The 25,082-nt window shown below is 60.0% G+C and carries 22 protein-coding genes; 16 read left to right on the plus strand and 6 right to left on the minus strand.

The features are described from left to right. Positions 1–208 precede the first annotated feature (208 nt). From AC6CIA_RS20070 to AC6CIA_RS20105, 8 genes are all read left to right on the plus strand, one after another. Positions 209–523 (plus strand): hypothetical protein, encoded by a 315-nt coding sequence (locus AC6CIA_RS20070; RefSeq protein ID WP_498314506.1) that lies wholly within the window; start codon positions 209–211, stop codon positions 521–523. A gap of 92 nt (positions 524–615) precedes the next feature. Beyond that, a complete protein-coding gene (locus AC6CIA_RS20075) occupies positions 616–1,974 on the plus strand; it encodes a glutamine synthetase family protein (protein ID WP_498314508.1) in 1,359 nt (452 codons plus the stop codon). A gap of 57 nt (positions 1,975–2,031) precedes the next feature. Beyond that, on the plus strand, positions 2,032–3,396 hold the full coding sequence (locus AC6CIA_RS20080; protein ID WP_498314510.1) for an aspartate aminotransferase family protein: 1,365 nt from the start codon (positions 2,032–2,034) through the stop codon (positions 3,394–3,396). Between the two features lie 219 nt (positions 3,397–3,615). Beyond that, a complete protein-coding gene (locus AC6CIA_RS20085; RefSeq protein ID WP_498314546.1) occupies positions 3,616–4,713 on the plus strand; it encodes a polyamine ABC transporter substrate-binding protein in 1,098 nt (365 codons plus the stop codon). Between the two features lie 263 nt (positions 4,714–4,976). Next, positions 4,977–6,071 carry a polyamine ABC transporter substrate-binding protein gene (locus AC6CIA_RS20090; RefSeq protein ID WP_498314512.1) on the plus strand — a complete coding sequence of 365 codons (1,095 nt, stop codon included), beginning with the start codon at positions 4,977–4,979 and terminating at the stop codon, positions 6,069–6,071. A 67-nt stretch (positions 6,072–6,138) separates the two neighbouring features. Then, positions 6,139–7,281, plus strand: coding sequence for an ABC transporter ATP-binding protein (locus tag AC6CIA_RS20095; RefSeq protein ID WP_339527886.1), 1,143 nt, complete (start codon positions 6,139–6,141; stop codon positions 7,279–7,281). Continuing rightward, positions 7,278–8,198 carry an ABC transporter permease subunit gene (locus tag AC6CIA_RS20100; RefSeq protein WP_084378633.1) on the plus strand — a complete coding sequence of 307 codons (921 nt, stop codon included), beginning with the start codon at positions 7,278–7,280 and terminating at the stop codon, positions 8,196–8,198. Before AC6CIA_RS20095 ends, AC6CIA_RS20100 begins: the two co-directional genes overlap by 4 nt. Further along, a complete protein-coding gene (locus tag AC6CIA_RS20105) occupies positions 8,195–9,079 on the plus strand; it encodes an ABC transporter permease subunit (protein ID WP_339527889.1) in 885 nt (294 codons plus the stop codon). The genes AC6CIA_RS20100 and AC6CIA_RS20105 overlap by 4 nt, the downstream gene beginning before the upstream one ends. 518 nt (positions 9,080–9,597) lie before the next feature. On the opposite strand, the gene AC6CIA_RS20110 is transcribed toward AC6CIA_RS20105, so the two are convergent. Beyond that, the gene (locus AC6CIA_RS20110) at positions 9,598–11,982 is read right to left on the minus strand and encodes a penicillin acylase family protein (protein WP_498314515.1); all 2,385 of its coding nucleotides are present in this window, start codon (positions 11,980–11,982) and stop codon (positions 9,598–9,600) included. Positions 11,983–12,011: 29 nt separating this feature from the next. After that, a complete protein-coding gene (locus tag AC6CIA_RS20115) occupies positions 12,012–12,587 on the minus strand; it encodes a DUF6436 domain-containing protein (RefSeq protein ID WP_498314517.1) in 576 nt (191 codons plus the stop codon). A 109-nt stretch (positions 12,588–12,696) separates the two neighbouring features. On the opposite strand from AC6CIA_RS20115, the gene bipL reads away from it, so the two are divergent. Next, a complete protein-coding gene (gene bipL, locus AC6CIA_RS20120) occupies positions 12,697–13,638 on the plus strand; it encodes a phospholipase BipL (protein ID WP_498314518.1) in 942 nt (313 codons plus the stop codon). Between the two features lie 49 nt (positions 13,639–13,687). On the opposite strand, the gene AC6CIA_RS20125 is transcribed toward bipL, so the two are convergent. After that, positions 13,688–14,440 carry a DUF2059 domain-containing protein gene (locus tag AC6CIA_RS20125; protein ID WP_498314520.1) on the minus strand — a complete coding sequence of 251 codons (753 nt, stop codon included), beginning with the start codon at positions 14,438–14,440 and terminating at the stop codon, positions 13,688–13,690. 131 nt (positions 14,441–14,571) lie between these two features. Here AC6CIA_RS20125 and AC6CIA_RS20130 point away from each other — a divergent pair, with 131 nt between their 5' ends. Both AC6CIA_RS20130 and AC6CIA_RS20135 read left to right on the plus strand, forming a co-directional pair. Next, positions 14,572–15,204, plus strand: coding sequence for a 2OG-Fe(II) oxygenase (locus AC6CIA_RS20130; RefSeq protein ID WP_339528209.1), 633 nt, complete (start codon positions 14,572–14,574; stop codon positions 15,202–15,204). A 2-nt stretch (positions 15,205–15,206) separates the two neighbouring features. Then, positions 15,207–15,701, plus strand: coding sequence for a 2-thiouracil desulfurase family protein (locus tag AC6CIA_RS20135; protein WP_498314522.1), 495 nt, complete (start codon positions 15,207–15,209; stop codon positions 15,699–15,701). Between the two features lie 120 nt (positions 15,702–15,821). On the opposite strand, the gene AC6CIA_RS20140 is transcribed toward AC6CIA_RS20135, so the two are convergent. Beyond that, on the minus strand, positions 15,822–16,472 hold the full coding sequence (locus AC6CIA_RS20140; RefSeq protein ID WP_498314524.1) for a transporter substrate-binding domain-containing protein: 651 nt from the start codon (positions 16,470–16,472) through the stop codon (positions 15,822–15,824). 134 nt (positions 16,473–16,606) lie between these two features. Between AC6CIA_RS20140 and AC6CIA_RS20145 the strand changes: the two genes are divergently transcribed. Next, positions 16,607–17,047: a DUF4399 domain-containing protein gene (locus tag AC6CIA_RS20145; RefSeq protein ID WP_498314526.1), complete on the plus strand. Its 441-nt coding sequence runs from the start codon at positions 16,607–16,609 to the stop codon at positions 17,045–17,047. Positions 17,048–17,226: 179 nt separating this feature from the next. Here the strand turns inward: AC6CIA_RS20145 and serA are convergent, their stop codons facing one another. Next, positions 17,227–18,456: a phosphoglycerate dehydrogenase gene (serA, locus tag AC6CIA_RS20150; protein ID WP_084378621.1), complete on the minus strand. Its 1,230-nt coding sequence runs from the start codon at positions 18,454–18,456 to the stop codon at positions 17,227–17,229. A 205-nt stretch (positions 18,457–18,661) separates the two neighbouring features. Between serA and AC6CIA_RS20155 the strand changes: the two genes are divergently transcribed. The 4 genes from AC6CIA_RS20155 to AC6CIA_RS20170 all read left to right on the plus strand — a co-directional run bounded on the left by AC6CIA_RS20155 (position 18,662) and on the right by AC6CIA_RS20170 (position 22,855). Continuing rightward, positions 18,662–20,056: a D-2-hydroxyglutarate dehydrogenase gene (locus tag AC6CIA_RS20155; protein ID WP_498314529.1), complete on the plus strand. Its 1,395-nt coding sequence runs from the start codon at positions 18,662–18,664 to the stop codon at positions 20,054–20,056. Positions 20,057–20,080: 24 nt separating this feature from the next. After that, positions 20,081–20,746, plus strand: a complete 666-nt coding sequence (locus tag AC6CIA_RS20160) for a fumarylacetoacetate hydrolase family protein (protein WP_498314531.1) — start codon at positions 20,081–20,083, stop codon at positions 20,744–20,746. Between the two features lie 153 nt (positions 20,747–20,899). Then, positions 20,900–21,826 (plus strand): SdiA-regulated domain-containing protein, encoded by a 927-nt coding sequence (locus AC6CIA_RS20165; protein ID WP_498314532.1) that lies wholly within the window; start codon positions 20,900–20,902, stop codon positions 21,824–21,826. A gap of 120 nt (positions 21,827–21,946) precedes the next feature. Continuing rightward, the gene (locus AC6CIA_RS20170; RefSeq protein WP_498314534.1) at positions 21,947–22,855 is read left to right on the plus strand and encodes an SdiA-regulated domain-containing protein; all 909 of its coding nucleotides are present in this window, start codon (positions 21,947–21,949) and stop codon (positions 22,853–22,855) included. Here AC6CIA_RS20170 and AC6CIA_RS20175 read toward each other — a convergent pair whose 3' ends face one another. Next, positions 22,856–24,802, minus strand: coding sequence for an autotransporter domain-containing protein (locus AC6CIA_RS20175; RefSeq protein ID WP_498314536.1), 1,947 nt, complete (start codon positions 24,800–24,802; stop codon positions 22,856–22,858). Positions 24,803–25,082 lie beyond the last annotated feature (280 nt).

Genomic DNA, 25,082 nt, shown 5'->3' on the forward strand with positions numbered 1-25,082 from the left:
GCCGAAGTCAAGCGAGGCCTTTTTTGCCCTAAAAAAGCGCCTCAAGGGCATTTTTGAGGCGGTTTGGGGCGTTTTTAGCTGCTTGAGGGGCTTGGGACCTGCGAGGTTGAGCGGGCCGTGTTGTATTTTTTACGGGGGTGTTGTGTAAAAAAATGAACAAGGCTAAGCTCGATTCAAACCCATAACAGCAATAATACCGGGGTGCTTCATGTATCGCCTGCCGTCAATCGGCGTCACCGCCTGGCCCAAACAGGTCGGTCTGCATGCTTATCACATCAGTGGCGACTCATACGTCCGTGCAGTGACCAGCGCTGCCAGGGACTTGCCATTGATTATGCGGTCCCAGGCGGACGTGTTCGGACCGGCCATTATTTTTGACGGCCTGGCGGTCACCTCCGTTATCGGCTTACCTTCTCGCCTGCAATCCAAGTCTGCGCATCGGGCCGCTCCCCTTCGGGGTGTCGCTCGTGATTCTGCACGGCTTTTGCTTGAGGAGTGCAATGTCAGCGCAAATGGCAGGTAAGCTCTTACCCTGATCGACAAAGCGACGCGGATGCTGCGTCAACCAACGCCTGGCCTTTAATGGATGTCAGGAAACCCAGCCCAGAGGCATTTATGAGTAACAACCTCGACCAGCTCACCGATTGGTTGAAAGACCATAAGATCACAGAAGTCGAATGCATGATTGGCGACCTCACCGGTATCACCCGGGGCAAGATCTCGCCGACCAACAAGTTCATCGCCGAAAAAGGCATGCGCCTGCCCGAGAGCGTGCTGTTGCAGACCGTGACCGGCGACTATGTCGAAGACGACATCTATTACGAACTGCTCGACCCGGCCGACATCGACATGATCTGCCGCCCCGACCAGAACGCGGTATACCTCGTGCCCTGGGCCATCGAGCCCACTGCCCAGGTGATCCACGATACCTACGACAAGCAAGGCAACCCGATTGAGTTGTCGCCGCGCAACGTGCTCAAGAAAGTCCTCAAACTCTATACCGACAAAGGCTGGCAGCCCATCGTGGCGCCGGAGATGGAGTTCTACCTGACCAAACGCTGCGAGGACCCGGACTTCCCGCTGCAACCGCCGATCGGCCGCTCCGGGCGTCCGGAAACCGGTCGCCAATCCTTCTCCATAGAAGCCGCCAATGAATTCGACCCGTTGTTCGAAGATGTCTACGACTGGTGCGAGCTGCAAGAGCTGGATCTCGACACGCTGATCCACGAGGACGGCACGGCGCAGATGGAAATCAACTTCCGTCACGGCGATGCCCTGTCCCTGGCCGACCAGATCCTGGTGTTCAAGCGCACCATGCGCGAAGCGGCGCTCAAGCACGATGTGGCCGCCACCTTCATGGCCAAGCCGATGACCGGTGAGCCTGGCAGCGCCATGCACCTGCACCAGAGCATCATCGACATCGCCACTGGCAAGAACGTGTTCTCCAATGAAGACGGAACCAAGAGCGAACTGTTCCTGCATCACATTGGTGGCCTGCAGAAACTCATTCCCGAGCTGTTGCCGTTGTTCGCCCCTAACGTCAACTCGTTCCGCCGCTTCCTGCCGGACACCTCGGCGCCAGTGAACGTGGAGTGGGGTGAGGAAAACCGCACCGTCGGCCTGCGAGTACCGGATGCCGGCCCCCAGAATCGCCGGGTGGAAAACCGTCTGCCGGGCGCCGATGCCAACCCGTACCTGGCCATCGCCGCCAGCTTGCTGTGCGGCTATATCGGTATGGTCGAAGGCATCAGCCCGAGCGCGCCGGTTGTTGGTCGGGGTTACGAGCGTCGCAACCTGCGCCTGCCGTTGACCATCGAAGACGCGCTGGAGCGCATGGAAAACAGCAAGACCATCGAGAAATACCTGGGTCAAAAGTTCATCACGGGCTACGTCGCGGTCAAGCGGGCCGAGCATGAAAACTTCAAGCGCGTGATCAGTTCGTGGGAGCGGGAATTCCTGCTCTTCGCCGTCTGATGCGCCGGGTGCGGCCGTAATACGCCGCACCTTCACCTGCTATTTTTGGAGATTGGTATGTCCAGCAACAACCCGCAAACCCGTGAATGGCAAGCCCTGAGCAACGATCATCACTTGGCGCCGTTCAGCGACTTCAAACAGTTGAAAGAGAAAGGCCCGCGCATCATCACCAACGCCAAGGGCGTCTACCTGTGGGACAGCGAAGGCAACAAGATTCTCGACGGCATGGCCGGCCTGTGGTGCGTAGCGATCGGTTACGGTCGCGATGAACTGGCTGACGCCGCCGCCAGACAAATGAAAGAGCTGCCTTACTACAACCTGTTTTTCCAGACCGCTCACCCGCCGGTCCTGGAACTGGCCAAGGCCATCGCCGATATCGCCCCCGCCGGCATGAACCACGTGTTCTTCACCGGCTCCGGCTCCGAAGGCAACGACACCATGTTGCGCATGGTCCGCCACTACTGGGCGATCAAGGGCCAGCCCAACAAGAAAACCATCATCAGCCGCAAGAATGGCTATCACGGCTCCACCGTGGCCGGCGCCAGCCTGGGCGGCATGACGTACATGCATGAGCAGGGCGACTTGCCGATCCCGGGCATCGTCCACATCGCCCAGCCTTATTGGTACGGCGAAGGCGGCGACATGAGCCCCGAAGAGTTCGGCATCTGGGCCGCGAACCAACTGGAAGAAAAGATTCTGGAAGTGGGCGTGGACAACGTCGGAGCCTTTATAGCCGAGCCGATCCAGGGCGCCGGTGGCGTGATCGTGCCGCCCGCCAGCTACTGGCCGCGCATCAAGGACATCCTCGCCAAGTACGACATCCTGTTCGTCGCCGATGAAGTGATCTGCGGCTTCGGTCGTACCGGCGAATGGTTCGGCAGCGATTTCTACGACCTCAAGCCGCACATGATGACCATCGCCAAGGGCCTGACCTCGGGCTACATCCCGATGGGTGGCCTGATCGTGCGCGACGAAGTGGTCGAGGTGCTCAACGAAGGCGGTGACTTCAACCACGGTTTCACCTATTCCGGTCACCCGGTGGCTGCAGCGGTCGCCCTGGAAAACATCCGCATCATGCGGGATGAGAAAATTGTCAGTCGCGTTCACCAAGAAACGGCACCGTATTTGCAGAAGCGTCTACGTGAGCTGGCGGATCATCCGTTGGTGGGCGAAGTGCGCGGTGTCGGCATGTTGGGTGCCATCGAGCTGGTTCAGGACAAGGCGACGCGCAAGCGTTATGAAGGCAAGGGCGTGGGCATGATCTGCCGTACCTTCTGCTTCGAGAATGGCCTGATCATGCGCGCGGTGGGCGACACCATGATCATTTCGCCGCCACTGGTGATCAGCAAGGCCGAGATTGACGAACTGGTGAGCAAGGCTCGCCAATGCCTGGACCTGACCTTGGCGGCATTGCAGGGCTAAGTGCTAGGCTCATGACGCAGCGGCCTTCGGACCCTGCGTCTGGGCCGTTATGAATACGTATTGATAAATCGAGCGTCTTGGTTGAAAGCCGGCCCAGGAACTTGCCAGACTGTCGTCTTGTTTTGCTGCCCTTCGGGGCCACCAGAACACTGCAACGCGTTAGAACGCTGTGGCCCAAAAAAGAATAACTGGAGCATGACCAATATGAAGGCATTAGGTTTGAAGAACGCAGGCAAGACCCTCCTGGCCCTGTCCATGATGGGCGTAATGGCAGGCACGGCCCAGGCCGCTGACAAAGTGCTGCACGTCTATAACTGGTCCGATTACATTGCACCGGACACCGTCGCCAAGTTTGAAAAAGAGTCCGGCATCAAGGTGGTGTACGACGTTTTCGACAGCAACGAAACCCTGGAAGCCAAGTTGCTGGCCGGCAAGTCCGGTTATGACATCGTGGTTCCGTCGAACAACTTCCTCGCCAAGCAGATCAAGGCCGGTGTTTATCAGGAGCTGGACAAGTCCAGGCTGCCGAACTGGAAGAACCTGGATACCGATCTGCTCAAGGCCGTTGGCGACGCCAGCGACAAAGGCAACAAGCACGCGTTTCCCTACATGTGGGGCACCATCGGCATCGGCTACAACCCGGACAAGGTCAAGGCTGCGCTGGGCGTCGACAAGATCGACTCGTGGGATGTGCTGTTCAAGCCCGAGAACATCGCCAAACTCAAAAGCTGTGGCGTGAGTTTCCTCGACTCACCGACCGAAATGATTCCCGCTGCCTTGCATTACCTGGGCTACCCGACCGACACCACCGACAAGAAACAACTGGCTGAGGCCGAAGCGTTGTTCCTCAAGATTCGTCCTTCGGTGGGTTACTTCCATTCCTCCAAGTACATCTCTGACCTGGCCAACGGCAACATCTGCGTCGCCGTGGGTTACTCGGGCGACCTGGAGCAATCCAAGTCCCGCGCTGCCGAAGCCGGCGGCAAAGTCAAAGTCTCCTACGCCATTCCCAAGGAAGGTGCAGGCAGCTTCTACGACATGGTCGCGATTCCCAAAGATGCCGAGAACCTCGATGCGGCCTATCAGTTCATGAACTACCTGTTGCAGCCTGAAGTCATGGCTGAAATCACCAACAGCGTGCGTTTCCCGAACGGCAACAAGGCGGCCACGCCGCTGGTGAACAAAGATATCTCGGGTGATCCGAGCATCTATCCGTCGGATGAAGTGAAAGCCAAGCTGTACGCCATCAGCGATCTGCCGACCGCTACCCTGCGCACGCTGACGCGCAGCTGGACCAAGATCAAATCGGGTAAATAAGCAAAAACCTGTAGGAGCGAGCTTGTGTGGGAGCGGGCTTGCTCGCGAAGGCGGCGTGTCAGACAGCATGTGTATCTACTGATACACCGCCTTCGCGAGCAAGCCCGCTCCCACCCAAGTCGGCTACAACGAATTAAATGACAGAAAGTTTTGCCGGATCGGTTTATCGAAGGTAAGTTGCGCGCCGGTTTTGTTGTCGGGCGGTGAACCGACCCTGCAATTCGGGCAACAACTTAGGCCCAACTAATTGAGAGGACCTCCACGTGCCAATTTCCTTATTTCGCAAAGCCTTGCTGGCAGGGGCGGGGCTCACGTTGGCAGTCAGCGTGCAGGCCGCTTCAACCGTGCATGTTTATAACTGGTCGGACTATATCGGTCCCGATACCCTGGCCGAGTTTGAAAAAGCCACCGGCATCAAGCCCGTCTACGATGTGTTTGATTCCAACGAAACCCTGGAAGGCAAGCTGCTGGCCGGCCGCACCGGTTATGACGTGGTGGTGCCGTCCAACCACTTCCTGGGCAAGCAGATCAAGGCCGGGGCGTTCCAGAAAATCGACAAGGCGCAGTTGAGCAACTACGCCAACCTCGACCCGGCGCTGCTCAAGCGCCTGGAAAAGAACGATCCGGGCAACCAGTACGCGGTGCCTTATCTGTGGGGCACCAACGGCATTGGCTACAACGTCGATAAGGTCAAGGAAGTGCTGGGTGTCGACAAGATCGATTCCTGGGCGGTGCTGTTCGAGCCGGAGAACATGAAGAAGCTGGCCAGTTGCGGTGTGTCCTTCATGGACTCTGCCGATGAAATGCTGCCGGCAGTCCTCAATTACATGGGCCTGGACCCTAACAGCACAGACCCGGCCGATTATAAAAAGGCCGCTGAAAAACTGCTGGAAGTACGTCCTTATGTCACCTACTTCCATTCTTCCAAATACATCTCGGACCTGGCCAACGGCAATATCTGCGTGGCGGCGGGTTTCTCCGGTGATGTGTTCCAGGCCAAGGCCCGCGCGGCCGAAGCGGGCAAGGGCGTGAATATCGCCTACGTAATTCCCAAGGAAGGCGGCAACCTCTGGTTTGACGTGCTGGCGATCCCCAAGGACTCCACCAACGTCAAGCAAGCGCACGCGTTCATCAACTATTTGCTGCAACCTGAGGTGATCGCCCAGGTCAGCGATTACGTCGGTTATGCCAACCCTAACCCGGGGGCGGACAAACTGATGGATCAATCGATACGCACCGACGCAGCGGTTTACCCACCGCAGGCGGTGCTCGAGCGGACTTTCGTCAACAGCGAGTTACCGCCGAAAGTGCAACGCTTGATGACCCGTAGCTGGACCAAGGTCAAGACGGGCAAGTAAGGCTCACACTATCCAGAGTTCGCCCGCCTGGGGCGAACTGCACTCTTTTGTTTTGGGAGTTTCGTAAATGGCAGTTGCCTCCGGCGCCTATAAGAAAGCCCTCGAGGGCGACCAGACACCGAAAAAGGTGTTGGTCAAAATCGACCGGGTCACGAAGAAGTTCGACGAGACGATTGCCGTGGACGATGTGTCCCTGGAGATCAAGAAAGGCGAGATCTTCGCCTTGCTCGGCGGTTCGGGTTCGGGCAAGTCCACCTTGCTGCGTATGCTCGCAGGTTTCGAGCGCCCGACTGAAGGGCGGATTTTCCTCGACGGTGTCGACATCACCGACATGCCGCCGTACGAGCGTCCGATCAACATGATGTTCCAGTCCTACGCACTGTTCCCGCACATGACCGTGGCGCAGAACATCGCGTTCGGCCTGCAGCAGGACAAGATCCCCAAGGCGGAAGTCGAAGCGCGCGTGGCCGAGATGCTCAAGCTGGTACAGATGAGTCAGTTCGCCAAGCGCAAACCGCACCAGTTGTCTGGCGGCCAGCGCCAGCGGGTGGCGCTGGCACGTTCCCTGGCCAAGCGCCCGAAACTGCTGCTGCTCGATGAGCCCATGGGCGCCCTGGACAAGAAGCTGCGTTCGCAGATGCAGCTGGAGCTGGTGGAGATCATCGAGCGCGTCGGCGTGACCTGCGTGATGGTGACGCACGATCAGGAAGAGGCCATGACCATGGCCGAGCGCATCGCGATCATGCACCTGGGCTGGATCGCCCAGATCGGCAGCCCGATCGATATCTACGAAACCCCGACCAGCCGCCTGGTGTGCGAATTCATCGGCAACGTCAACATCTTCGAAACCCTGGTGGTGGACGACGCCGAAGGTCACGCGGTGCTCGAGTGTGCTGACCTGGACCGCAACATCTACGTAGGCCACGGCATCGCCACTTCGGTGGAAGACAAGTCGGTGACTTACGCGATCCGCCCGGAAAAGCTGCTGGTCACCTCCGAAATGCCGACCTGCGAGCACAACTGGTCCAGCGGCAAGGTCCACGACATCGCCTACCTCGGCGGTCACTCGGTGTTCTACGTGGAGTTGCCGAGCGGCAAGCTGGTGCAGTCCTTCGTCGCCAACGCCGAGCGCCGTGGCCAGCGGCCAACCTGGGGTGACCAGGTTTACGTGTGGTGGGAAGACGACAGCGGCGTGGTACTGCGCTCATGAACATGCGCAAATTCAAGCGGCGCCTGCACCGCATAGTCCCCAGTGGCAAGCAGGTGGTCATCGGGATTCCGTTCCTGTGGCTGTTTCTGTTTTTCGCGCTGCCGTTCTTCATTGTTTTGAAGATCAGCTTTGCCGAAGCCGACGTGGCGATTCCGCCTTACACCGAGATCTACACCTACGTTGAGCAGAAGCTGCAATTGGTGCTGAACCTGGCCAACTACAGTTTGCTGGCGGGCGATGACCTGTACATCGCCGCGTACCTCGGCTCGCTGAAAATGGCATTTTTCAGCACGTTGCTGTGCCTGCTGATCGGCTACCCGATGGCCTACGGCATCGCCACCGCGCGCAAGGAAATGCAAACCGTGCTGGTGCTGCTGATCATGATGCCGACCTGGACGGCGATCCTGATCCGTGTGTATGCGTGGATGGGCATCCTCAGCAACAACGGTTTGCTCAACGGTTTCCTGATGTCCATGGGGTTGATCAACGAGCCGTTGCAGATCCTCAACACCAACATCGCGGTGTATATCGGTGTGGTCTATTCGTACCTGCCGTTCATGATCCTGCCGCTGTACGCCAACCTGGTCAAACATGACCAGAGCTTGCTGGAGGCCGCATCCGACCTGGGCTCGAGCACCTTCAACAGTTTCTGGAAAATCACCGTGCCGCTGTCCAAGAACGGCATTATCGCCGGCTGCATGCTGGTGTTTATCCCGGTAGTGGGCGAGTTCGTGATCCCCGAACTGCTGGGCGGTCCGGAAACGCTGATGATCGGTAAAGTGTTGTGGCAGGAATTCTTCAACAACCGTGACTGGCCGGTGGCGTCTGCCCTGGCGGTGGTGATGCTGGCGATCCTGATCGTGCCGATCATCCTATTTAACCGCAGCCAGGCCAAAGAGATGGAGGGCAAGGTATGAAGCGCTTCAGTTTCTCCAGCTTCATGCTGGTCGTAGGGCTGCTGTTCATCTACCTGCCGATGCTGATCCTGGTGATCTATTCGTTCAACGAATCGAAGCTGGTGACGGTGTGGGGCGGCTGGTCGATCAAGTGGTATGTCGGTCTTTTGGATAACACCCAATTGATGGGTTCGGTTGCCCGTTCCCTGGAAATCGCCTGCTACACAGCGGTGGCCGCGGTGGCGCTGGGTACGTTGGCGGCGTTTGTGCTGACGCGTATCAACCAGTTCAAGGGGCGTACGCTGTTCGGCGGCCTGGTGACGGCACCGCTGGTGATGCCCGAAGTGATCACCGGTCTGTCGTTGTTGCTGCTGTTCGTGGCGATGGCGCAGATGATCGGCTGGCCCCAGGAACGGGGCATCCTCACCATCTGGATCGCCCACACCACATTCTGTGCGGCGTATGTGGCGGTGGTGGTGTCGGCGCGCTTGCGTGAACTGGACCTGTCGATTGAAGAAGCGGCGATGGATCTGGGCGCGCGGCCGTGGAAGGTGTTCTTCCTGATCACCATCCCGATGATTGCACCGTCGCTGGCGGCGGGCGGGATGATGTCCTTCGCGCTGTCCCTGGATGACCTGGTATTGGCCAGCTTCGTATCGGGGCCGGGTTCTACCACGTTGCCGATGGAAGTGTTCTCGGCTGTGCGCCTGGGGGTAAAACCCGAGATCAATGCCGTGGCCAGCCTGATCCTGTTGGCGGTGTCACTGGTGACCTTCCTGGTGTGGTTCTTCAGCCGCCGGGCCGAAGAGCGTCGCAAGAAAGCGATCCAGCAGGCCATCGAAGAAGCGGCAGCGGACGGTTGGAAACAACCGGATGCGCGCCGCGCCCCAGCGCCGGTCTAACACCCCTGAAGGATGACAAACTCTCTTGTGGCGAGGGGGCTCGTCCCCCGTTGGGCTGCGCAGCAGCCCCCAAAACCAGGCTCCTGAAGAGGGGTTGGTAGGCTTTTTTGGGGCTGCTGCGCAGCCCAACGGGGGACAAGCCCCCTCGCCACAGAACAAACCCATTACCGCAGAGGTTTCCCCCTTCGGCGGGTTTATTCGGGAGCTCTGGCTGGCAGTAACTTGAGCGTACTGCGGGTATTGGCCAGCACTTCCTCCTCATCGGAATGCGCCTGCTCATACCCGCCCTTCAGCCGCCGGGCCGCGCCCCAGCGCCGGTCTAACACCCCTGAAGGATGACAAACTCTCTTGTGGCGAGGGGGCTCGTCCCCCGTTGGGCTGCGCAGCAGCCCCCAAAACCAGGCACCTGAAGAGGGGGGTGGTAGGCTTTTTTGGGGCTGCTGCGCAGCCCAACGGGGGACAAGCCCCCTCGCCACAGAACAAACCCATTACCGCAGAGGTTTCCCCCTTCGCCGGGTTTATTCGGGAGCTCTGGCTGGCAGTAACTTGAGCGTACTGCGGGTATTGGCCAGCACTTCCTCCTCATCGGAATGCGCCTGCTCATACCCGCCCTCGATATACGCCTCGGCCTGGTCGGCGTAGTGCTTGTCGAACGGCACGCCGCTTTGTCCCACCGGATTGATGGTCAGTGCGTGGGCGGCGTCGGCGAAGTCGATCAAGCGTCGGGTGGAAGGACCATAGGTCACTGGCCACGGCGCCGGGCCGATGGCGGCGGACAGGTTGTTCGGCACTTCATGGCTGCCAGGAGCGGCGAAGGGCCCGACATTGAGGAGCTGATTCAAGGGCTTCTGCGAGCCCAGCGGATGTCCATGGGTCAAGGTATGCGCCTTGCCCCACCGCCATTGCGTCGGGTCGTCGCCGAAAGTGGCCTTGAGGTGTTTCAGACTGGCTTGCCAGGCGAGCCTGACGCTATCGGCGCGGCTCTCCTTGGGCACTGTGGCGCGGTTGTCCCACCACGGCGAGTCGGCCGCCGCCGCGAGGCGTGGCAGGGCGGCGTCGATCACGCGCGTGGTGAGCAAGGTCTTGAACATCTCGTCGCCCAGTTCGTCATGCATGGCAACGTCGGCAAGGTCGAACAGCAACTGGTTGAATAACGTCGCGCTGATGGAAGTCACCGGGTAATCGCCTTTCCAGGCCGCCAGTTGGTCCACCAGCTTCAATTCGGCCGGGTCCTTGACCACCTCACGCAGCACCGGCAGCAGCGGAGCCAGCAAGCGTGGCCCGTAGGCGGTGGTGGTGCCCAGTTGCAAGGCCTGACTGTTTTCCACATCCCATTTCACGCGGTTGTCGCTCAATTGCGTATTCAACTGCTGGCCGCGGTCGGCCAGGTTGTAATAGCCGGGGATCTGCAGGCCGCTGGGCGACACCGGCTGGGCGTTGGCCGAAACCACGTAGCCGCGTGCCGGATTCTCTTCCTGCGGGTTGGCGCTGAACGGGTAGAAGCCCGGTTTGTCGGCCTCAGGCTTACTGCCATCGAGGATAAAACCGGCGCTGGCCCCGGCTGCGCGGACCGGCAACTTAGCCGCCGCCCACCAGCCGATGTCGCCCTTGGCGTTGGCCCACACAATGTTGAGCCCCGGCGCGTGGATCTTGGTCACGGCCTTTCGCGCCTTGACCAGAGTGTCGGCGCGGTTGAGCTGGTAGAAACCGTCGAGGATCGGGTTCTCGGTCTCCAGGAACGCCCACCACATGGCAATCGGCGTTTTGCCGGAACTGGCGCCGAGCACGTCATTGATAATCGGACCGTGGGGCGACTGGCGCAGGGTCAGCGTCACCGGCGCCTGGCCCTTGACGGCAATCTGTTGTTCGCTGCTGGACATATCGACCCACTGGTCGTGGTACCAGACCTGGTTGGGGTTGTCCGGATTGAGCTTTTCGGCGATCAGGTCGAGATCGTCGTTTTGAAACATGGTCAGGCTCCAGCCGAACGCCTGGTTGTGTCCCAGGAACGCCACCGGCACCAGGGCATTGTGATAGCCGTAGAGTTCAAAGTCAGGCGTCGATAACTGGGCCTCGTACCACACCGAAGGCACCGCGAAGCGGATATGCGGATCGCCCGCCAGCAGAGGCTTGCCGCTCTTGGTGCGATTGCCGCTGATGGCCCAGGCGTTGCTGCCCTCGAATTGCGGCAGGCCATTCTCGGCCAGGGCCTGCTCGCTGAGGCGGGCGATGGCGCCGAGGTCTTGCCAATCACCGGCGCCGAGGCCGAGGTCACCCTTGGGTTTCCACTCGAGGTCAAATACGCTCAGGTAGTCGCTGCCCAGGTGATCGCGTACGTATGTCAGCAGAGGTTCTGTACGAAAGGCCGCAGCGAAGCTGTAGGCCAGATACCCGGCGATGCTGATGGAGTCTTCGGCGGTAAACGGGCGCTTGGGGATGCCCAGCACGTCGAACTCCATGGGGCGGGCGTGGGTGTCCTGATACTGATTGATTCCGTCCAGATACGCCTGCAAGGCCTTCCAGTGCGGTGATTGGCGATCCATCTGGGCCACGTAGGTGGTGGCGCGGTCGCGGATGCGCAGGCTGCGAAACAGCTTGTCGGTGTCCAGCAACTTGGCGCCCAGCACTTCGGCCAGTTCGCCCCGGGCCAGGCGGCGCATGATTTCCATCTGGAACAACCGGTCCTGGGCGTGCACGTAACCCAGCGCGCGATACAGATCGGCTTCGTTCCCGGCACGAATATGCGGCACGCCGCGATCGTCATAACGCACGCTGACCGGGCCTTGCAGGTTGGCCAACTGCACGGTGCCCTGACGGGTCGGTTGCTTGCTGTAGACGTACCAGCCGGCGCCAAGGGCGATCAATACCAGCAGGGCGGCGAGAACCGACAAGACGCGCTTCATGAACAATCCTTAGTAAAGAGGGCGACGGGCTACAGGTCTTTAGGCCACGAACAATAGCAGCCAACTGCCAGGGTGTGGATAGCGTTCACCTCGCGCCCGCTGTTGAGTGCTTGCAGGATCGGCTCGATAAAGCTGTTGCTCGAATTACAGGTCAGTCCCTCGCTGTAAGGACCGAAATACGCCAGCTTGCCGTTGCGATCCCAGATGCCGACGGCCGGGCTGGCGGGGACCTGCTCGGCGCCGGGCAAGGCGCTGAGTAGGGTCATTGCGCCGAGGGTCGCGGGCAGTTGGCCGTGGCTGCCGGCTTTTTGCAGGGCATAGAACTCCACGCCTTGGGGCGCGTACTGTTCAATCAATTCGCTGAGGTGCTGCTGGTTGCCGACATTGCACGGGCAGGCCGGGTCCCAGAAATGCACCAGGCGAATGGGGCCGGGACCTGCAAGAGGCTCGGGCAGTGTGAGCATGTCTCCGGAAAACACTGCGGTGTGTTGGCTGAAAGCCCGCAGGTAGCGACCCTGGAACCAGTCATACGCGGCCCACAGCACGGCGCCGCAGAGCAGGATGAGCAGGCTGGCCAACAGGGCGGTGCGGTAGGGTTTTCGCATTCGGATCGATCCTCGACGGTCGCGTAGCTTGCCATGCTTGCCCTGACAGATGAATATCGCAGCTCGATAAAACCTGTTCAGTGCGTTGAGCCTTAGTCTGGAACTTCTTATGCCCGTGACCTTTGACCCCGATCACCTGCGCGAAAGCTTGCGGCCCCTGGTGGATGCGCAAGCGCTTTCGGTCGAGGCCCGGGTCTATCAACGTTTCTATGGCCTGGATCTGGCGACACGCAAGGAGCCGGTGGTCAGCCGCCTGGGACGATTTGATATCGACGGCTTTGAGGTGGTCAGTCAGGTCTGGTGGCCCGCGCAACCGGTGGCGAGCCTGTTTCTGTTTCACGGTTTCTACGACCACATGGGGCTGTACCGCAGCGTGGTGGAGTGGGGCCTGGATCAGGGTTTCGTAGTGATTGCCTGTGACTTGCCGGGGCATGGCCTGTCCAGTGGCGAGCGTGCCAGCATCGATGATTTCGCGGTCTACCAAGCCGTGGTGCAAGGGCTGTTCGAGCAGGCGGACGCGTTGCAGCTGCCCCAGCCCTGGCACCTGTTCGGACAAAGCACCGGTGGAGCGATTGTGGTGGACCATCTGCTCAATCATGGCGCGAGCAGTCCGGCGCAAGGCCAGATATTCCTGTTGTCGCCGCTGGTGCGCCCGCGAGCCTGGGGCTGGTCACAGCTCAGTTATCACCTGCTCAAGCCGTTCGTCAAAGGCATTGCCCGACGTTTCAGCGATAACAGCAACGACCCGGCGTTTCGGCCATTCCTGGAAGCCGATCCATTGCAGCCACGGCAACTGCCGACCGCCTGGGTGGGCGCGCTGGGGCGCTGGATCAAGCGCATCGAGGCCGCGCCGCGCAGTGCGCGGCGGCCACTGATCGTGCAGGGCGAGGAGGATATGACGGTGGATTGGCGGCATAATTTGCAGGTGTTGCGGAGCAAGTTTGATCAGCCGCAGATCCTGATGGTGCCGCGTGGGCGGCATCACTTGGCAAATGAGTTGCCTGAAATCCGCGAGCAATACTTCAAGTTCCTCACCGACCACCTGAAATAACCCTCCCCCTGTAGGAGCGAGCAAGCTCGCTCCTACAGGGGGAGGGGCGTCAGGGGGCCAGGCTGGAGGTGCTTTGGCCGACCGCCAGGCCGGCGCGGATCGCTGCCAGCGCTGCTTGGTAATACGCCTTGCCTTCCGGCGATTCGGCGAAGGTTGCGAACTCTTCCAGCTCCGGGTCAGACAGGTCCCGGTAGACGTACAACAATGTGTTGTTCAAATCATTGCCGATCTGCTGCATCAACCGCTCACGCTGGCCGTTCAGCATACTTTGCGCCTGGCCGCCGCCGAGCAGGCCGGGAATCATTTGGCTGAGGCTGTCGGCCGCCACGCCGGCAATCGCCAGGCTGACCTCCGCACCGGCTTCTCGGGCGGGCAGGGCTTGGGCCAGATGGCCGATGATCAGGCTGCGGGTGGCATCGGCCTGGATCTGGGGCAGACCACGGGCATTTTTTGCCAGTTGATCACGGCGCGTCGCCAATAACTCTGCGGCGACGATCTTGCGGCCCAGGGGCGACTGGAAAAAATCCAGTGCCGGCTTGGGGTCCGCCAAGTGCTTGCGCAGCTGCGCTTCGGCTCGCTGATCCATGGCCTGGGGCGCGAAGCGTTGGTTGCTGTTATCCACCAGCGCCTGGTACACCGCCGGCGGCAGACTGTTGCGGTAACGCTGCTGGGCGGCATTCAAGGCGTCATTGAAATGCGCACGCTGTTCTGGCCAGCCGGCGACCGTGTACAACTGGTCATAGCTGTCTGCCCAGGCGGGCAACACGCAACACATCAGCAAGGATAAAAACAAACGACGCATAAGGACTCCTGTCAGTCGGCCACTATTGTCCGTGTCGGGCGTAGGATTTGTCGAGAAGTCCTATCAGTTACCTGACTAATGTGTATTTAGACGCTCAGCGGCTCTGTCGGATTCACAGGCGTATGGATACTATGCGCGCCATGCCCATACCCTCTGATCACCCGGTGCTGCTAAGCATCGTCGACGACCTGGCCGTGAAAGGCTGGTCGCAGCAAAACATCTTCCTGCCAGAGGCTCTGACCCTGGAACTGGCGGCTGAGTGCCGTAAACGTGCCGCCGAAGGTGAATTGGCGCCGGCGGCGGTCGGGCGCGGCCCGGCCCAGGAGATTCGCGAGGGTATTCGTGGTGACCATATCCAATGGCTGGAGCCCGGCCAGGCGGCGATATGCGACCGCTATCTGGAATTGATGGATAACCTGCGCCTGGCGATGAACCGAGGCTTGTTCCTCGGGCTGGAAGAGTTCGAATGTCACTTCGCGATGTACCCGCCCGGGGCGTTTTACCTCAAGCATGTCGACCGTTTTCGCGATGATGACCGGCGGATGGTCTCGGCGGTGCTTTACCTGAATGACGCCTGGTTGCCTGAACATGGCGGCCAGTTGCGCATGTACCTCAAAAATACCGTGGAATACGATGTGGATCCCATCGGCGGTTGCCTGGTGGTGTTCCTGTCGGGTGAAATGCCCCATGAAGTCTTGCCTGCCAGTCGCGAGCGCCTGTCCCTGACGGGCTGGTTTCGTCGGCGCGGCAACGAGCCGTTTTGAGGATGCAAAAGATTCTGGTCAGCCGCTGCCTGTTGGGGCATCGGGTGCGCTACGACGCTGGTGCCAGCGGGCCCTTTGAGCAATTGACCGCGTGGCAGGCCGAAGGCCGGGTGGTTGCGGTATGCCCGGAGGTGGCAGGTGGTTTGCCGACACCACGACCGGCGGCCGAAATACCCGGTGGCCAGGGCGTCGACGTCTGGGACGGGCGCGCTCAGGTGGTGACGGCGGCGGGTGAGGATGTCAGCCAAGCTTTCCTGGACGGGGCCCGTCAGGCCCTGGCATTAGTGCAACGTCACGGCATCCGCATCGCCGTGCTCAAGGCCAACAGCCCGTCATGCGGCAACCTGCTGACCTATGACGGCACATTCAGCGGCGTGAAGGTCAGCGGCGAAGGGGTCACGGCAGCCTTGCTCAAACGCCATGGCGTGCAGGTCTTCAGCGAGCTGGAATTGCCCGCGGCCGCACAGGCGCTGGCGCATCTCTCCAACCCGGCTTGAGCAACGCTTGTCGCGCATTCGCACACGTGCACGCAGCCTCGCCAAGGCTCGACAGCTACGGGAGGCGCGCTCGGTCAGGGTATCCACGAAAGCTTATGCCAACCGATATTCGTCGTCGTTTCAGGGCTTCGCCGGCTTGCTCATGTCTGTCTCGAACCATTTCTGCGACAGCGCCGTCAGCCGTCCATCGGCCCTGATCCGCTGCAGCGCCTTGTCCAGGCTCGACTTGAAGGCCGGATTGCCTTTCTGGAACGGGATCGCCAAGCTCAAGGTCGGGTCTTGTCCGGCGGGTTGTCGGGTGGTGACCTGGCTGCGCAGGTCCACGCCTTCAGGGGGACGTGGCGGTCTGACGAATTGATTGCCGTTGATTGCATCAAGGCTGCTCAGCCGGCGCTTTTCCGGCTTGGGCGCAATCAGATGGGCTTTGGAATAGCTGTAAGGCTCGCTGAAATCGAAACGATCCTGCAGTTCAGGAGTCACAGCGATATGGTTGATCGCCACGTCGTACTTGCCGCTCTCGACGCCAGGCAGCAAATCGGTGTCATCGGTGGTGATAAAAGACGCACGTACGTCCATTTCCTGGGCCAGCAGTTCACCCAGTTCCACCTCGAAGCCGGTGAGTTTGTCGCCTTCCTTGAAGTTGAAGGGCGGCGTGTTGGCTTCCAGAGCGATGCGCAACTCTCCGCGATCAAACACATCATCGAACATTTCGGCGTGAGCCAAAGGGCTCATGAGAGGAAGCAAAAGTAACAGGCCAGGCAAAAAGCGCATGGTCACTCCTAAAGGATTCGAAGGTGCGAGGCGCCGTTCAGGCCCGCTTTGCTATGGTGTTGAGTGCCTTGGACAACGTTTCGTCACTAAGTTGTCACAACCCTACAGATTTCACAGAAAAACTGGAGAAGTTAATGAAAGCCATTTTGTCTCGTGCAACCCTGGCCAGCCTGCTGCTGGGGGCTTCGATGCTCGCAAGCGCGGCTGACGGTATTCCGCGCAGCGCGTCACCAGCAGGTGCTGAAGTGTCCATCGTTTCGCCGAAAGATGGCGCTACCGTGGATAAAACCTTCACCGTGAAATTCGCCATGGAAGGCCTGAAGCTGGCTCCCGCCACTGATCAGGCGCCAGGCACCGGTCATCATCACTTGCTGATCGACCAGAAAGAACTGCCGGATGCCAGCCTTCCGATCCCCGCCACCGACACCGTGATCCACTACGGCAAGGCTCAGACTGAAACCGAAGTGACCCTTGCTCCAGGCAAGCACACGTTGCAATTGGTCGCCGGCGACAAACTGCACATGCAATTCGAGCCGACTGTAGCTTCGAAAGTCATCACGGTTAACGTCAAGTAAGATTTGTTCAGACAAAAAAATGGGAGGCCCCTGCGGGTCTCCCATTTTTTATGGCGGCGCTGGTCGCTGATCTTGTAGGAGCGAACTTGCTCGCGAAAAACCCGAGGGCGCCGCGTGCACCCGGGATGCACGCGTCATCGTTAACGTTTTCCGCGGGCAAGCCCGCTCCTGCAGGCTTCTTAGAAAAGCACGCGGCTACGGATAGTGCCGTTGATGTGCTGCAGCTTCTCTTGCGCCAGATCGGAGTACTCGGCGTCGACGTCGATGACGACGTAGCCGACTTTCTCGTTGGTCTGCAGGAACTGGCCGGAAATGTTGATGCCGTTTTCCGCGAAGACCTTGTTGATCTCCATCATCACACCCGGAATGTTCTGGTGGATGTGCAACAGGCGGTGCTTGCCAGGGTGAGCCGGCAGCGCCACTTCCGGGAAGTTGACCGAGGACACCGAGGTACCGTTGTCGCTGTACTTGACCAGCTTCTCGGCCACTTCCAGGCCAATATTGGCCTGGGCTTCAGCGGTGGAACCGCCGATGTGCGGGGTCAGGATCACGTTGTCCAGGCCACGCAGCGGGCTTTCGAAGATGTCGTCGTTGGAGCGTGGCTCAACCGGGAAGACGTCGATGGCGGCGCCGATCAGGTGCTTGTCCTTGATCGCGTCGGCCAGGGCATCCAGCTCGACCACCGTACCGCGTGCGGCATTGATCAGGATCCCGCCTTTCTTGATTGCACGGATTTCCTTCTCGCCAATCATCCACTGGGTTTCAGCGGTTTCCGGAACGTGCAGGGTCACGATGTCGGACATGCCCAGCAGCTCGGTCAGGCTCGCCACTTGCGTGGCGTTGCCCAATGGCAGCTTGGTCAGGGTGTCGTAGAAAAACACCTGCATGCCCAGGCCTTCGGCCAATACCGACAATTGCGTGCCGATCGAGCCGTAACCGACGATACCCAGCTTTTTACCGCGGATTTCGAAGGAGTTGGCCGCACTCTTGATCCAGCCGCCACGGTGGCAGGAAGCGTTCTTCTCAGGGATACCGCGCAACAGCAGGATGGCCTCGGCCAAGACCAGTTCCGCAACGGAACGGGTGTTGGAGTACGGTGCGTTGAACACCGCGATACCGCGCTCGCGCGCTGCATTGAGATCGACCTGGTTGGTGCCGATGCAGAAACAGCCGACCGCTACCAGTTTCTTGGCGTGGTCGAAGACCTCTTCGGTCAGCTGGGTACGGGAGCGAATGCCGATAAAGTGCGCGTCGGCGATCTTTTCCTTGAGCTGGGATTCCGGCAGAGAGCTGGTGATGTACTCAATGCTGGTGTACCCGGCGGCCTTAAGGACGTCGACGGCCGATGGGTGGACGCCTTCCAGAAGAAGGAACTTGATCTTGCTCTTATCGAGAGAAGTCTTGCTCATCTGCGTAAACCTGTATCCCGGAGAAAAATGGCAGGGAATCGAGCAGCGCAAGCTGACCCGGACGGCAGGAAAGCCGTCACCGCAGAAACGCCCTTGGGCTCTGTCCTGCGGGGGCGGTATGCTAGCATAGGTGCCCCGCTAAACACCCATTCCTGCGACGTGAAGCGTTCTCAGGATGACCATGAATTGTTCGAGAGTTCTGTCGATGACCCATCCTGCCCTGATTGATGAGCTGAAGACCCTGGTTGAGCCTGGCAAAGTCCTGACCGATGCCGACTCCCTGAATGCTTACGGCAAGGATTGGACCAAGCATTTCGCCCCGGCCCCCGTGGCCATTGTCTTCCCCAAGACCACCGAGCAGGTGCAGGCCATTGTCCGCTGGGCCAATCAGCACCAGGTGGCGCTGGTGCCGTCCGGTGGTCGTACCGGCCTGTCGGCCGCTGCGGTTGCGGCGAATGGCGAAGTGGTGGTGTCGTTCGACTACATGAACCAGATTCTCGACGTCAACCTCACCGATCGCACCGCCGTGTGCCAGCCAGGCGTGGTGACCAAGCAGTTGCAGAACGTCGCCGAGGAACAAGGCCTGTATTACCCGGTGGATTTCGCATCGTCCGGTTCCAGCCAGATTGGCGGCAATATCGGTACCAATGCCGGCGGGATCAAGGTGATTCGCTACGGCATGACCCGTAACTGGGTGGCCGGCATGAAGGTGGTCACCGGCAAGGGCGATCTGCTGGAATTGAACAAGGACTTGATCAAGAACGCGACCGGCTACGACATGCGCCAGCTGTTTATTGGCGCTGAAGGCACGCTGGGGTTTGTGGTCGAAGCGACCATGCGCCTGGATCGCGCGCCGAAGAACCTTACCGCGATGGTGCTCGGCACGGCTGATTTCGACTCGATCATGCCGGTATTGCACGCCTTCCAGAACAAGTTGGACCTGACTGCCTTCGAGTTCTTCTCCGACAAGGCCTTGGCCAAGGTGCTCGCCCGTGGCGATGTACCGGCGCCCTTCGAGTCCGAGTGTCCGTTCTACGCGTTGCTGGAATTTGAAGCCACCACGGAAGAGGTGGCCAACCACGCCCTGGAAACCTTCGAGCACTGTGTCGAACAAGGTTGGGTGCTGGATGGCGTGATGAGCCAGAGCGAAACCCAGCTGCACAACCTGTGGAAGCTGCGCGAGTACATTTCCGAGACGATTTCCCACTGGACGCCGTACAAAAATGATATTTCGGTCACCGTTTCAAAGGTGCCGGCATTTCTGAAAGAAATTGACGCTATTGTCGGCGAACACTATCCAGACTTCGAAATTGTCTGGTTCGGTCACATTGGCGACGGCAACCTGCACTTGAATATCCTCAAGCCTGAAAACCTGAGCAAGGACGAGTTCTTCGCCAAGTGCGCTACCGTGAACAAGTGGGTGTTTGAAACCGTCGAGAAGTACAACGGTTCGATCTCCGCCGAGCACGGCGTGGGCATGACCAAGCGCGATTACCTGACCTACAGCCGTTCGCCAGTGGAAATCGAATACATGAAGGCAGTGAAGGCGGTGTTTGACCCGAACGGGATCATGAACCCAGGCAAGATCTTCGCTGTTTAACCGTCACCAGAGAGGACGCGGTCAATGAGCTATCAGCACAAGTACGTTGATGGGACCAACATTCATTTTCCCTTGGGCAAAGTGGTGTGCATCGGGCGTAACTACGCCGAACACGCCAAGGAACTGGATAACCCGGTGCCGACCGAGCCCTTGCTGTTTATCAAGCCAGGCAGTTGCGTGGTGCCGATGGAGGGCGGCTTCGCCATTCCCGCCGAGCGTGGCTCGGTGCATTACGAGGCGGAAATCGCCGTGCTGATCGGCAAGCCCTTGTCCACCCAGCCAAGCCGCGAAGAAGTGCTGGACGCTATCTCCGGTTTCGCCCCGGCCCTGGACCTGACCCTGCGGGACAAACAGGCCGAACTCAAGGCCAAGGGCCTGCCGTGGGAAATCGCCAAATCCTTCGACGGTGCGGCGGTGATCGCGCCATTCGTGGTGGGTAGCAGCTTTGCCGATATCACCGACATCGGCATTCGCCTGACCATCAATGGCGAAGTGCGCCAGGATGGCAACAGCGCACAAATGCTCAACCCGATTGTCCCGATGATCCAGCACATGGCCGGCTGCTTTTCGCTGCAGGCGGGTGATGTAATCCTTACCGGAACCCCGGCGGGTGTAGGTCCGCTGAATGTGGGTGACGAGCTGGTGGTGGAGTTGCCGGGCGTGAGCCGCTTCGAAAGCAGCGTGCGCTGAATGCCGACCTGTGGCGAGGGGGAAGCCCCCTCGCCACAAAAGCGGTGGGTTTTGCATTTTTTTCACACACCATCCGGATAATCTTCCGCCTTTGGCACACGAACCTGCGGCTCCTGTGCTCTTTCCCTTTGCTGACTTTCTGGAAAGCTCGCCATGGCCGTACCGCTCCCTTCGGTGAAATCCACGCGTCGCCCGCGCGTAAGCTTGCGCTGGTATTCCTGGCTGTTGCTGGCCGGGGCCGTCCTGTATGGCGTTGCCTGGGCAATGCATTGGGATGATCGCGGTGTGCTGTGGATACTGGAAGGCTTTGAAAGCCCGGTCGAGCGCAAGGAAAGTGTCTGGCTCCCCGACTATCAGACGGTCATCGATGCCAAGCTGTTGCCGGGGATGGAAAAGGACGAAGCTTCGGACCTGGCCTACAGCCCGCAGACCAAGACCTTGTTCTCGGTGATGGGCAAAAAACCCTTTCTGGTAGAACTGAACTTGCAAGGGGATGTGTTGCGCAAGATGCCCCTGGTCGGCTGGAACAACCCGGAAGGCGTGAGCGTGATGGAAAACGGCGTGCTGGCGATTGTCGATGAGCGCATGCACACCCTGACCCTGGTCAAGGTCGATGCCGATACTCGGCAATTGGCCTTCGCGGACTTCCCGACCTACGACCTGGGCCCTTCCAAGGATCAGAACAAGGCTTTTGAAGCGGTCGCCTGGGACAAGCGCAATCAGCAACTGGTGCTGGGTGAAGAACGGCCGGCGGCCTTGTTTACCTGGAAAAGCGACGGCAGCCAGACCCTGGCCGGGGATAAGCAAAAGCTGCCCAGCTCCGAGCTGGACATGCGCAACCTTTCAGCCCTGAGTGTCGACCCGCGTACCGGTCATTGGCTGGTGCTGTCGGCCGACTCCCATCTGCTGCTGGAGTTGGATGAGAAAGGCGAGCAAGTCAGCTTCATGACGCTGCTCGGCGGTTTCAACGGTTTGAAGGACACCATCCCGCGCGCCGAAGGCGTGACCATGGATGAAAACGGCACGTTGTACATGGTCAGCGAACCTAACCTGTTCTATCGTTTCGAACGACAGAAGTAACGACTGATTACGTCAGAACTTTCTCTATGAGCGGCATTCACCAGACAGCCAGGTGCGTTTAAGTTTAAATTCAGGCGGCCGTGATATCTATTCGCCAGTTTTCACTTTGAGCCCGCTCCCATGCGTCGACTTGCCCGTCCCAAACCTGCCTTTTTTATCCTGTTGCTGATCGCCCTTGTTGCGGCCGGGGTGGTCGCGCAGCAGTTTCGTCTGTTCGAGCGCGCCTGGTTCAACTGGCAAGTCTCGCGTCATCCAGTGGATGCGCGCGCCATTGGCCTGGCGGACTATCAGGTGGTGCTGGAGGCGCAAGTGATCGAAGGCCTGGATGCGGACGTCTCGGCGCTGACCTACGATCCGGTACGCAGCAGTCTGTTCACCGTCACCAATAAAAACGCCGAGCTGATCGAGCTGTCCCTGGACGGCAAGATCGTGCGGCGTATTCATCTGGTGGGCTTTGGCGATGCCGAGGCGGTGGAGTTCATCAGCGAAAATACCTACGTGATCAGTGACGAACGTCAGCAGCGCCTGATCAAGATTCACCTGGAAGACGACACGCAGTTCCTGGACGCCGACGACGCCGAGCAAATGACCCTCGGTGTGCATTTGAGCGGCAATAAGGGGTTTGAAGGCCTGGCCTACGATTCGGTGGGCAAGCGCCTATTTGTCGCTAAGGAACGCGATCCGATGCTGATTTATGAAGTGCACGGTTTTCCGCACTTCAAACCGGAAAAAACTTACTCCGTACACGTGGTCAACAACCCCAAGCGCGATGCCGGTCTGTTTGTGCGCGATCTGTCGAGCCTGCAATACGATGAGCGCAGCGGCCATCTGCTGGCACTCTCCGATGAGTCGTTTCTGGTCTTGGAACTGGATATCGACGGTCGCCCTTTGAGCACCTTGTCGTTGCTCAAAGGGCACCATGGCCTGGAGAAGCGCGTGCCCCAGGCCGAGGGGATTGCCATGGATGACCATGGCACGCTCTACATGGTCAGTGAGCCGAACCTGTTTTACGTGTTCAAAAAGCCCTGATCAGAACATCCACTGCACGCCCAGCGAATAACCGGTCTGGCTGCCCTCGGCGTGACCCAGGCGGCCGTTCACCTCGGCAAACACGCCCAACTGCGGGGTGATCGCCAGTTGGCTGCCGAGTTGCGCGCGACCAAAACGCTTGTCCACCGTGCCCAGCCGAGCGGTGCGTGCCTGGCCGTCGGCGCGGGCGGTCAGAGCGAGATCGTCCAGCCGGCCGTCGGCCAATTCCTTGACCCAGGCAATGTCTCCATAAGGCATCAGACTCATACCATGGGGCAGGGCGACGGCACCGCGCACACGCCAGCCGAGGCTGGCTTCCAAGGAGTCGAAGGATTGCTGCTGATACTCAAGGGCGGTGCGCAGGTGCTGTTTTTCGTGGAATTTATCGAGGCGGTAATGGCTGTAATCCAGCCCGGCAAACGGCCCGGTCTTGATTGTGCCGACGTCGAAGTCATAACCCCCCAGCAGCCGTGCGCCGAGGGACAAGGCGTCGGTCTCGCCGGTGAGTTGCTGATCGAGCAACACCGGCCCGCCATTCGCCTGGATCCGCAGGTTGCGCTGTGAGTCGAAGCGGCTGTGGCCCACGCTCAGGTCGCCGGCCAGCCAGGCCGGGCCGCCATCGTTCAGCAGGGCGTAGAGCGCTGCTTGCCAGGTGTCGCTGTCCAGCTTGCCGCGGTGCTCAAGCTTGTCACGACCATTCAGATAACTGAGGCTGGCGCCGATGTTCAGGCTGCTGCTGAGTTGATAGTCACCCAAGGCATGCAGGCCAAGGCGCCGCGCTTCTGGATTGGGGACGGTATCGAAACCGCTGTCCGGGTTGAACTCGCCATCCACGCCAACTTCACCCTCAAAACTGCCCACTTCACGACTGGCCGATTGCAGGGTCAGCCAGCGACGGTCATGCAGGCGCACCATGGCCTGGTGCTGGCGCTGCAGGTGGTCCTGCATATTGCGCGCAACCGCGCCGCCCGAGGCGGTGGACGCCATCAGGTCGGCATTGGTCAGCTCCAGCACCAGACGGCTGAGCAGGCGCGAATAGTCCCGCAGGCGCTGATCGATGCGTTCCTGGCCGAAGGCGTTGGTCAGTACATCCTGGTTGTCTTCGGCAGGGTCGTGCCAGGTCGAGCCACCGGGAATCGCCGGGTTGTCAGTTTGGGTGTAACCGTCCAGGTCGCCCAGTTCCCAGTTGGTGGATTCGACATAGAGGATCGGAATGTTCAGCCCCTCGAAGGCTTCGCCATCGCTGCAACACCCGGTACCCGCGGGGTATTGCGGGTCCAGGCCGGGGTTGGTGAACAGGTTGATGCCCAGCTCCTTGGCGATCTGCAGGGTGTGCTCGCGCAGTGATGCCAGCGCGGGGTTGGCGGTGCTGTTCTGGCCGGCGTGGGCGTACATCAGGTCGCCAGTGATCAGGCTGTCGAGGTTGATCATCGCCAGCATGTTGGCACGCTGGCTGGCGCTCAACGCCTCGACAAACGCCCGGGAACCGCGCAGGCCTTCCTCTTCGGCGCCAAACCCGACGATTTGCAGACCGTTCTCCAGTGGCAGTCCGCCGAGGTTTTTTGCCACTTCCGTCAGCACGCCCGCGCCAGAGCCATTGTCGTCGAGGCCTTGCAAGGTCGGGCGGCCGAAATAGGTATCGAAATGCGCGCCGATCACCACGTATTGCGGCTGGGTGCCGGCGGCGTAGGCCACCACGTTCTGCGAGGCGCGACTGCCGGCGTTCCAGGTGAAGTCCTGGCGACTGAGGGTATAGGCGCTGCCCATCTGGCTTTGCATCCAGTTGGCGGCCCCGGCGAAATTGGCGGTGTCGCGATAACGGCCGGGATAGTCGGTGATCAGTTTTTCCAGGGTGAGGTTGGCGTGTTGGCCGTAGTCGTAGGCGTGGGCCTGGGTGGCCAGCAGGACGCCAGCGACGCTGATAGCGAGAGCTAGGGGCTTGATCACAGGGTCTTCCTTGAAGTGATTGGGAGGTTCAAACCGAATCTGCCTGCACGATGCGCGCCTGATTCCTTGGGCGAGCGCGAATGGGCGCATTGCTGAAAGCGCAGGTCGCGTGACGGTAACGCGTAACGGATTTGATGCCAAACACGGCAAGGGACGCCGTGACGGAGCGCACGGTTTTGGAGGGGGTTGCCACGAACGGACGCCTGGCAATGTGGGAGGGGGCTTGCTCCCGATAGCAGTGTGTCAGTCAGGGCACCTGGTACTGACTGATCGCCATCGG

This window comes from Pseudomonas sp. GQ91, assembly GCF_059758795.1.

Coding starts and splice junctions, on each gene's coding strand:
- AC6CIA_RS20070 (WP_498314506.1), top strand. CDS start 209: ATGTATCGCCTGCCGTCAATCGGCGTCACCGCCTGGCCCAAACAGGTC.
- AC6CIA_RS20075 (WP_498314508.1), top strand. CDS start 616: ATGAGTAACAACCTCGACCAGCTCACCGATTGGTTGAAAGACCATAAG.
- AC6CIA_RS20080 (WP_498314510.1), top strand. CDS start 2,032: ATGTCCAGCAACAACCCGCAAACCCGTGAATGGCAAGCCCTGAGCAAC.
- AC6CIA_RS20095 (WP_339527886.1), top strand. CDS start 6,139: ATGGCAGTTGCCTCCGGCGCCTATAAGAAAGCCCTCGAGGGCGACCAG.
- AC6CIA_RS20100 (WP_084378633.1), top strand. CDS start 7,278: ATGAACATGCGCAAATTCAAGCGGCGCCTGCACCGCATAGTCCCCAGT.
- AC6CIA_RS20105 (WP_339527889.1), top strand. CDS start 8,195: ATGAAGCGCTTCAGTTTCTCCAGCTTCATGCTGGTCGTAGGGCTGCTG.
- AC6CIA_RS20110 (WP_498314515.1), bottom strand. CDS start 11,982: ATGAAGCGCGTCTTGTCGGTTCTCGCCGCCCTGCTGGTATTGATCGCC.
- AC6CIA_RS20115 (WP_498314517.1), bottom strand. CDS start 12,587: ATGCGAAAACCCTACCGCACCGCCCTGTTGGCCAGCCTGCTCATCCTG.
- bipL (WP_498314518.1), top strand. CDS start 12,697: ATGCCCGTGACCTTTGACCCCGATCACCTGCGCGAAAGCTTGCGGCCC.
- AC6CIA_RS20125 (WP_498314520.1), bottom strand. CDS start 14,440: ATGCGTCGTTTGTTTTTATCCTTGCTGATGTGTTGCGTGTTGCCCGCC.
- AC6CIA_RS20130 (WP_339528209.1), top strand. CDS start 14,572: ATGCGCGCCATGCCCATACCCTCTGATCACCCGGTGCTGCTAAGCATC.
- AC6CIA_RS20135 (WP_498314522.1), top strand. CDS start 15,207: ATGCAAAAGATTCTGGTCAGCCGCTGCCTGTTGGGGCATCGGGTGCGC.
- AC6CIA_RS20140 (WP_498314524.1), bottom strand. CDS start 16,472: ATGCGCTTTTTGCCTGGCCTGTTACTTTTGCTTCCTCTCATGAGCCCT.
- AC6CIA_RS20145 (WP_498314526.1), top strand. CDS start 16,607: ATGAAAGCCATTTTGTCTCGTGCAACCCTGGCCAGCCTGCTGCTGGGG.
- serA (WP_084378621.1), bottom strand. CDS start 18,456: ATGAGCAAGACTTCTCTCGATAAGAGCAAGATCAAGTTCCTTCTTCTG.
- AC6CIA_RS20155 (WP_498314529.1), top strand. CDS start 18,662: ATGACCCATCCTGCCCTGATTGATGAGCTGAAGACCCTGGTTGAGCCT.
- AC6CIA_RS20160 (WP_498314531.1), top strand. CDS start 20,081: ATGAGCTATCAGCACAAGTACGTTGATGGGACCAACATTCATTTTCCC.
- AC6CIA_RS20165 (WP_498314532.1), top strand. CDS start 20,900: ATGGCCGTACCGCTCCCTTCGGTGAAATCCACGCGTCGCCCGCGCGTA.
- AC6CIA_RS20170 (WP_498314534.1), top strand. CDS start 21,947: ATGCGTCGACTTGCCCGTCCCAAACCTGCCTTTTTTATCCTGTTGCTG.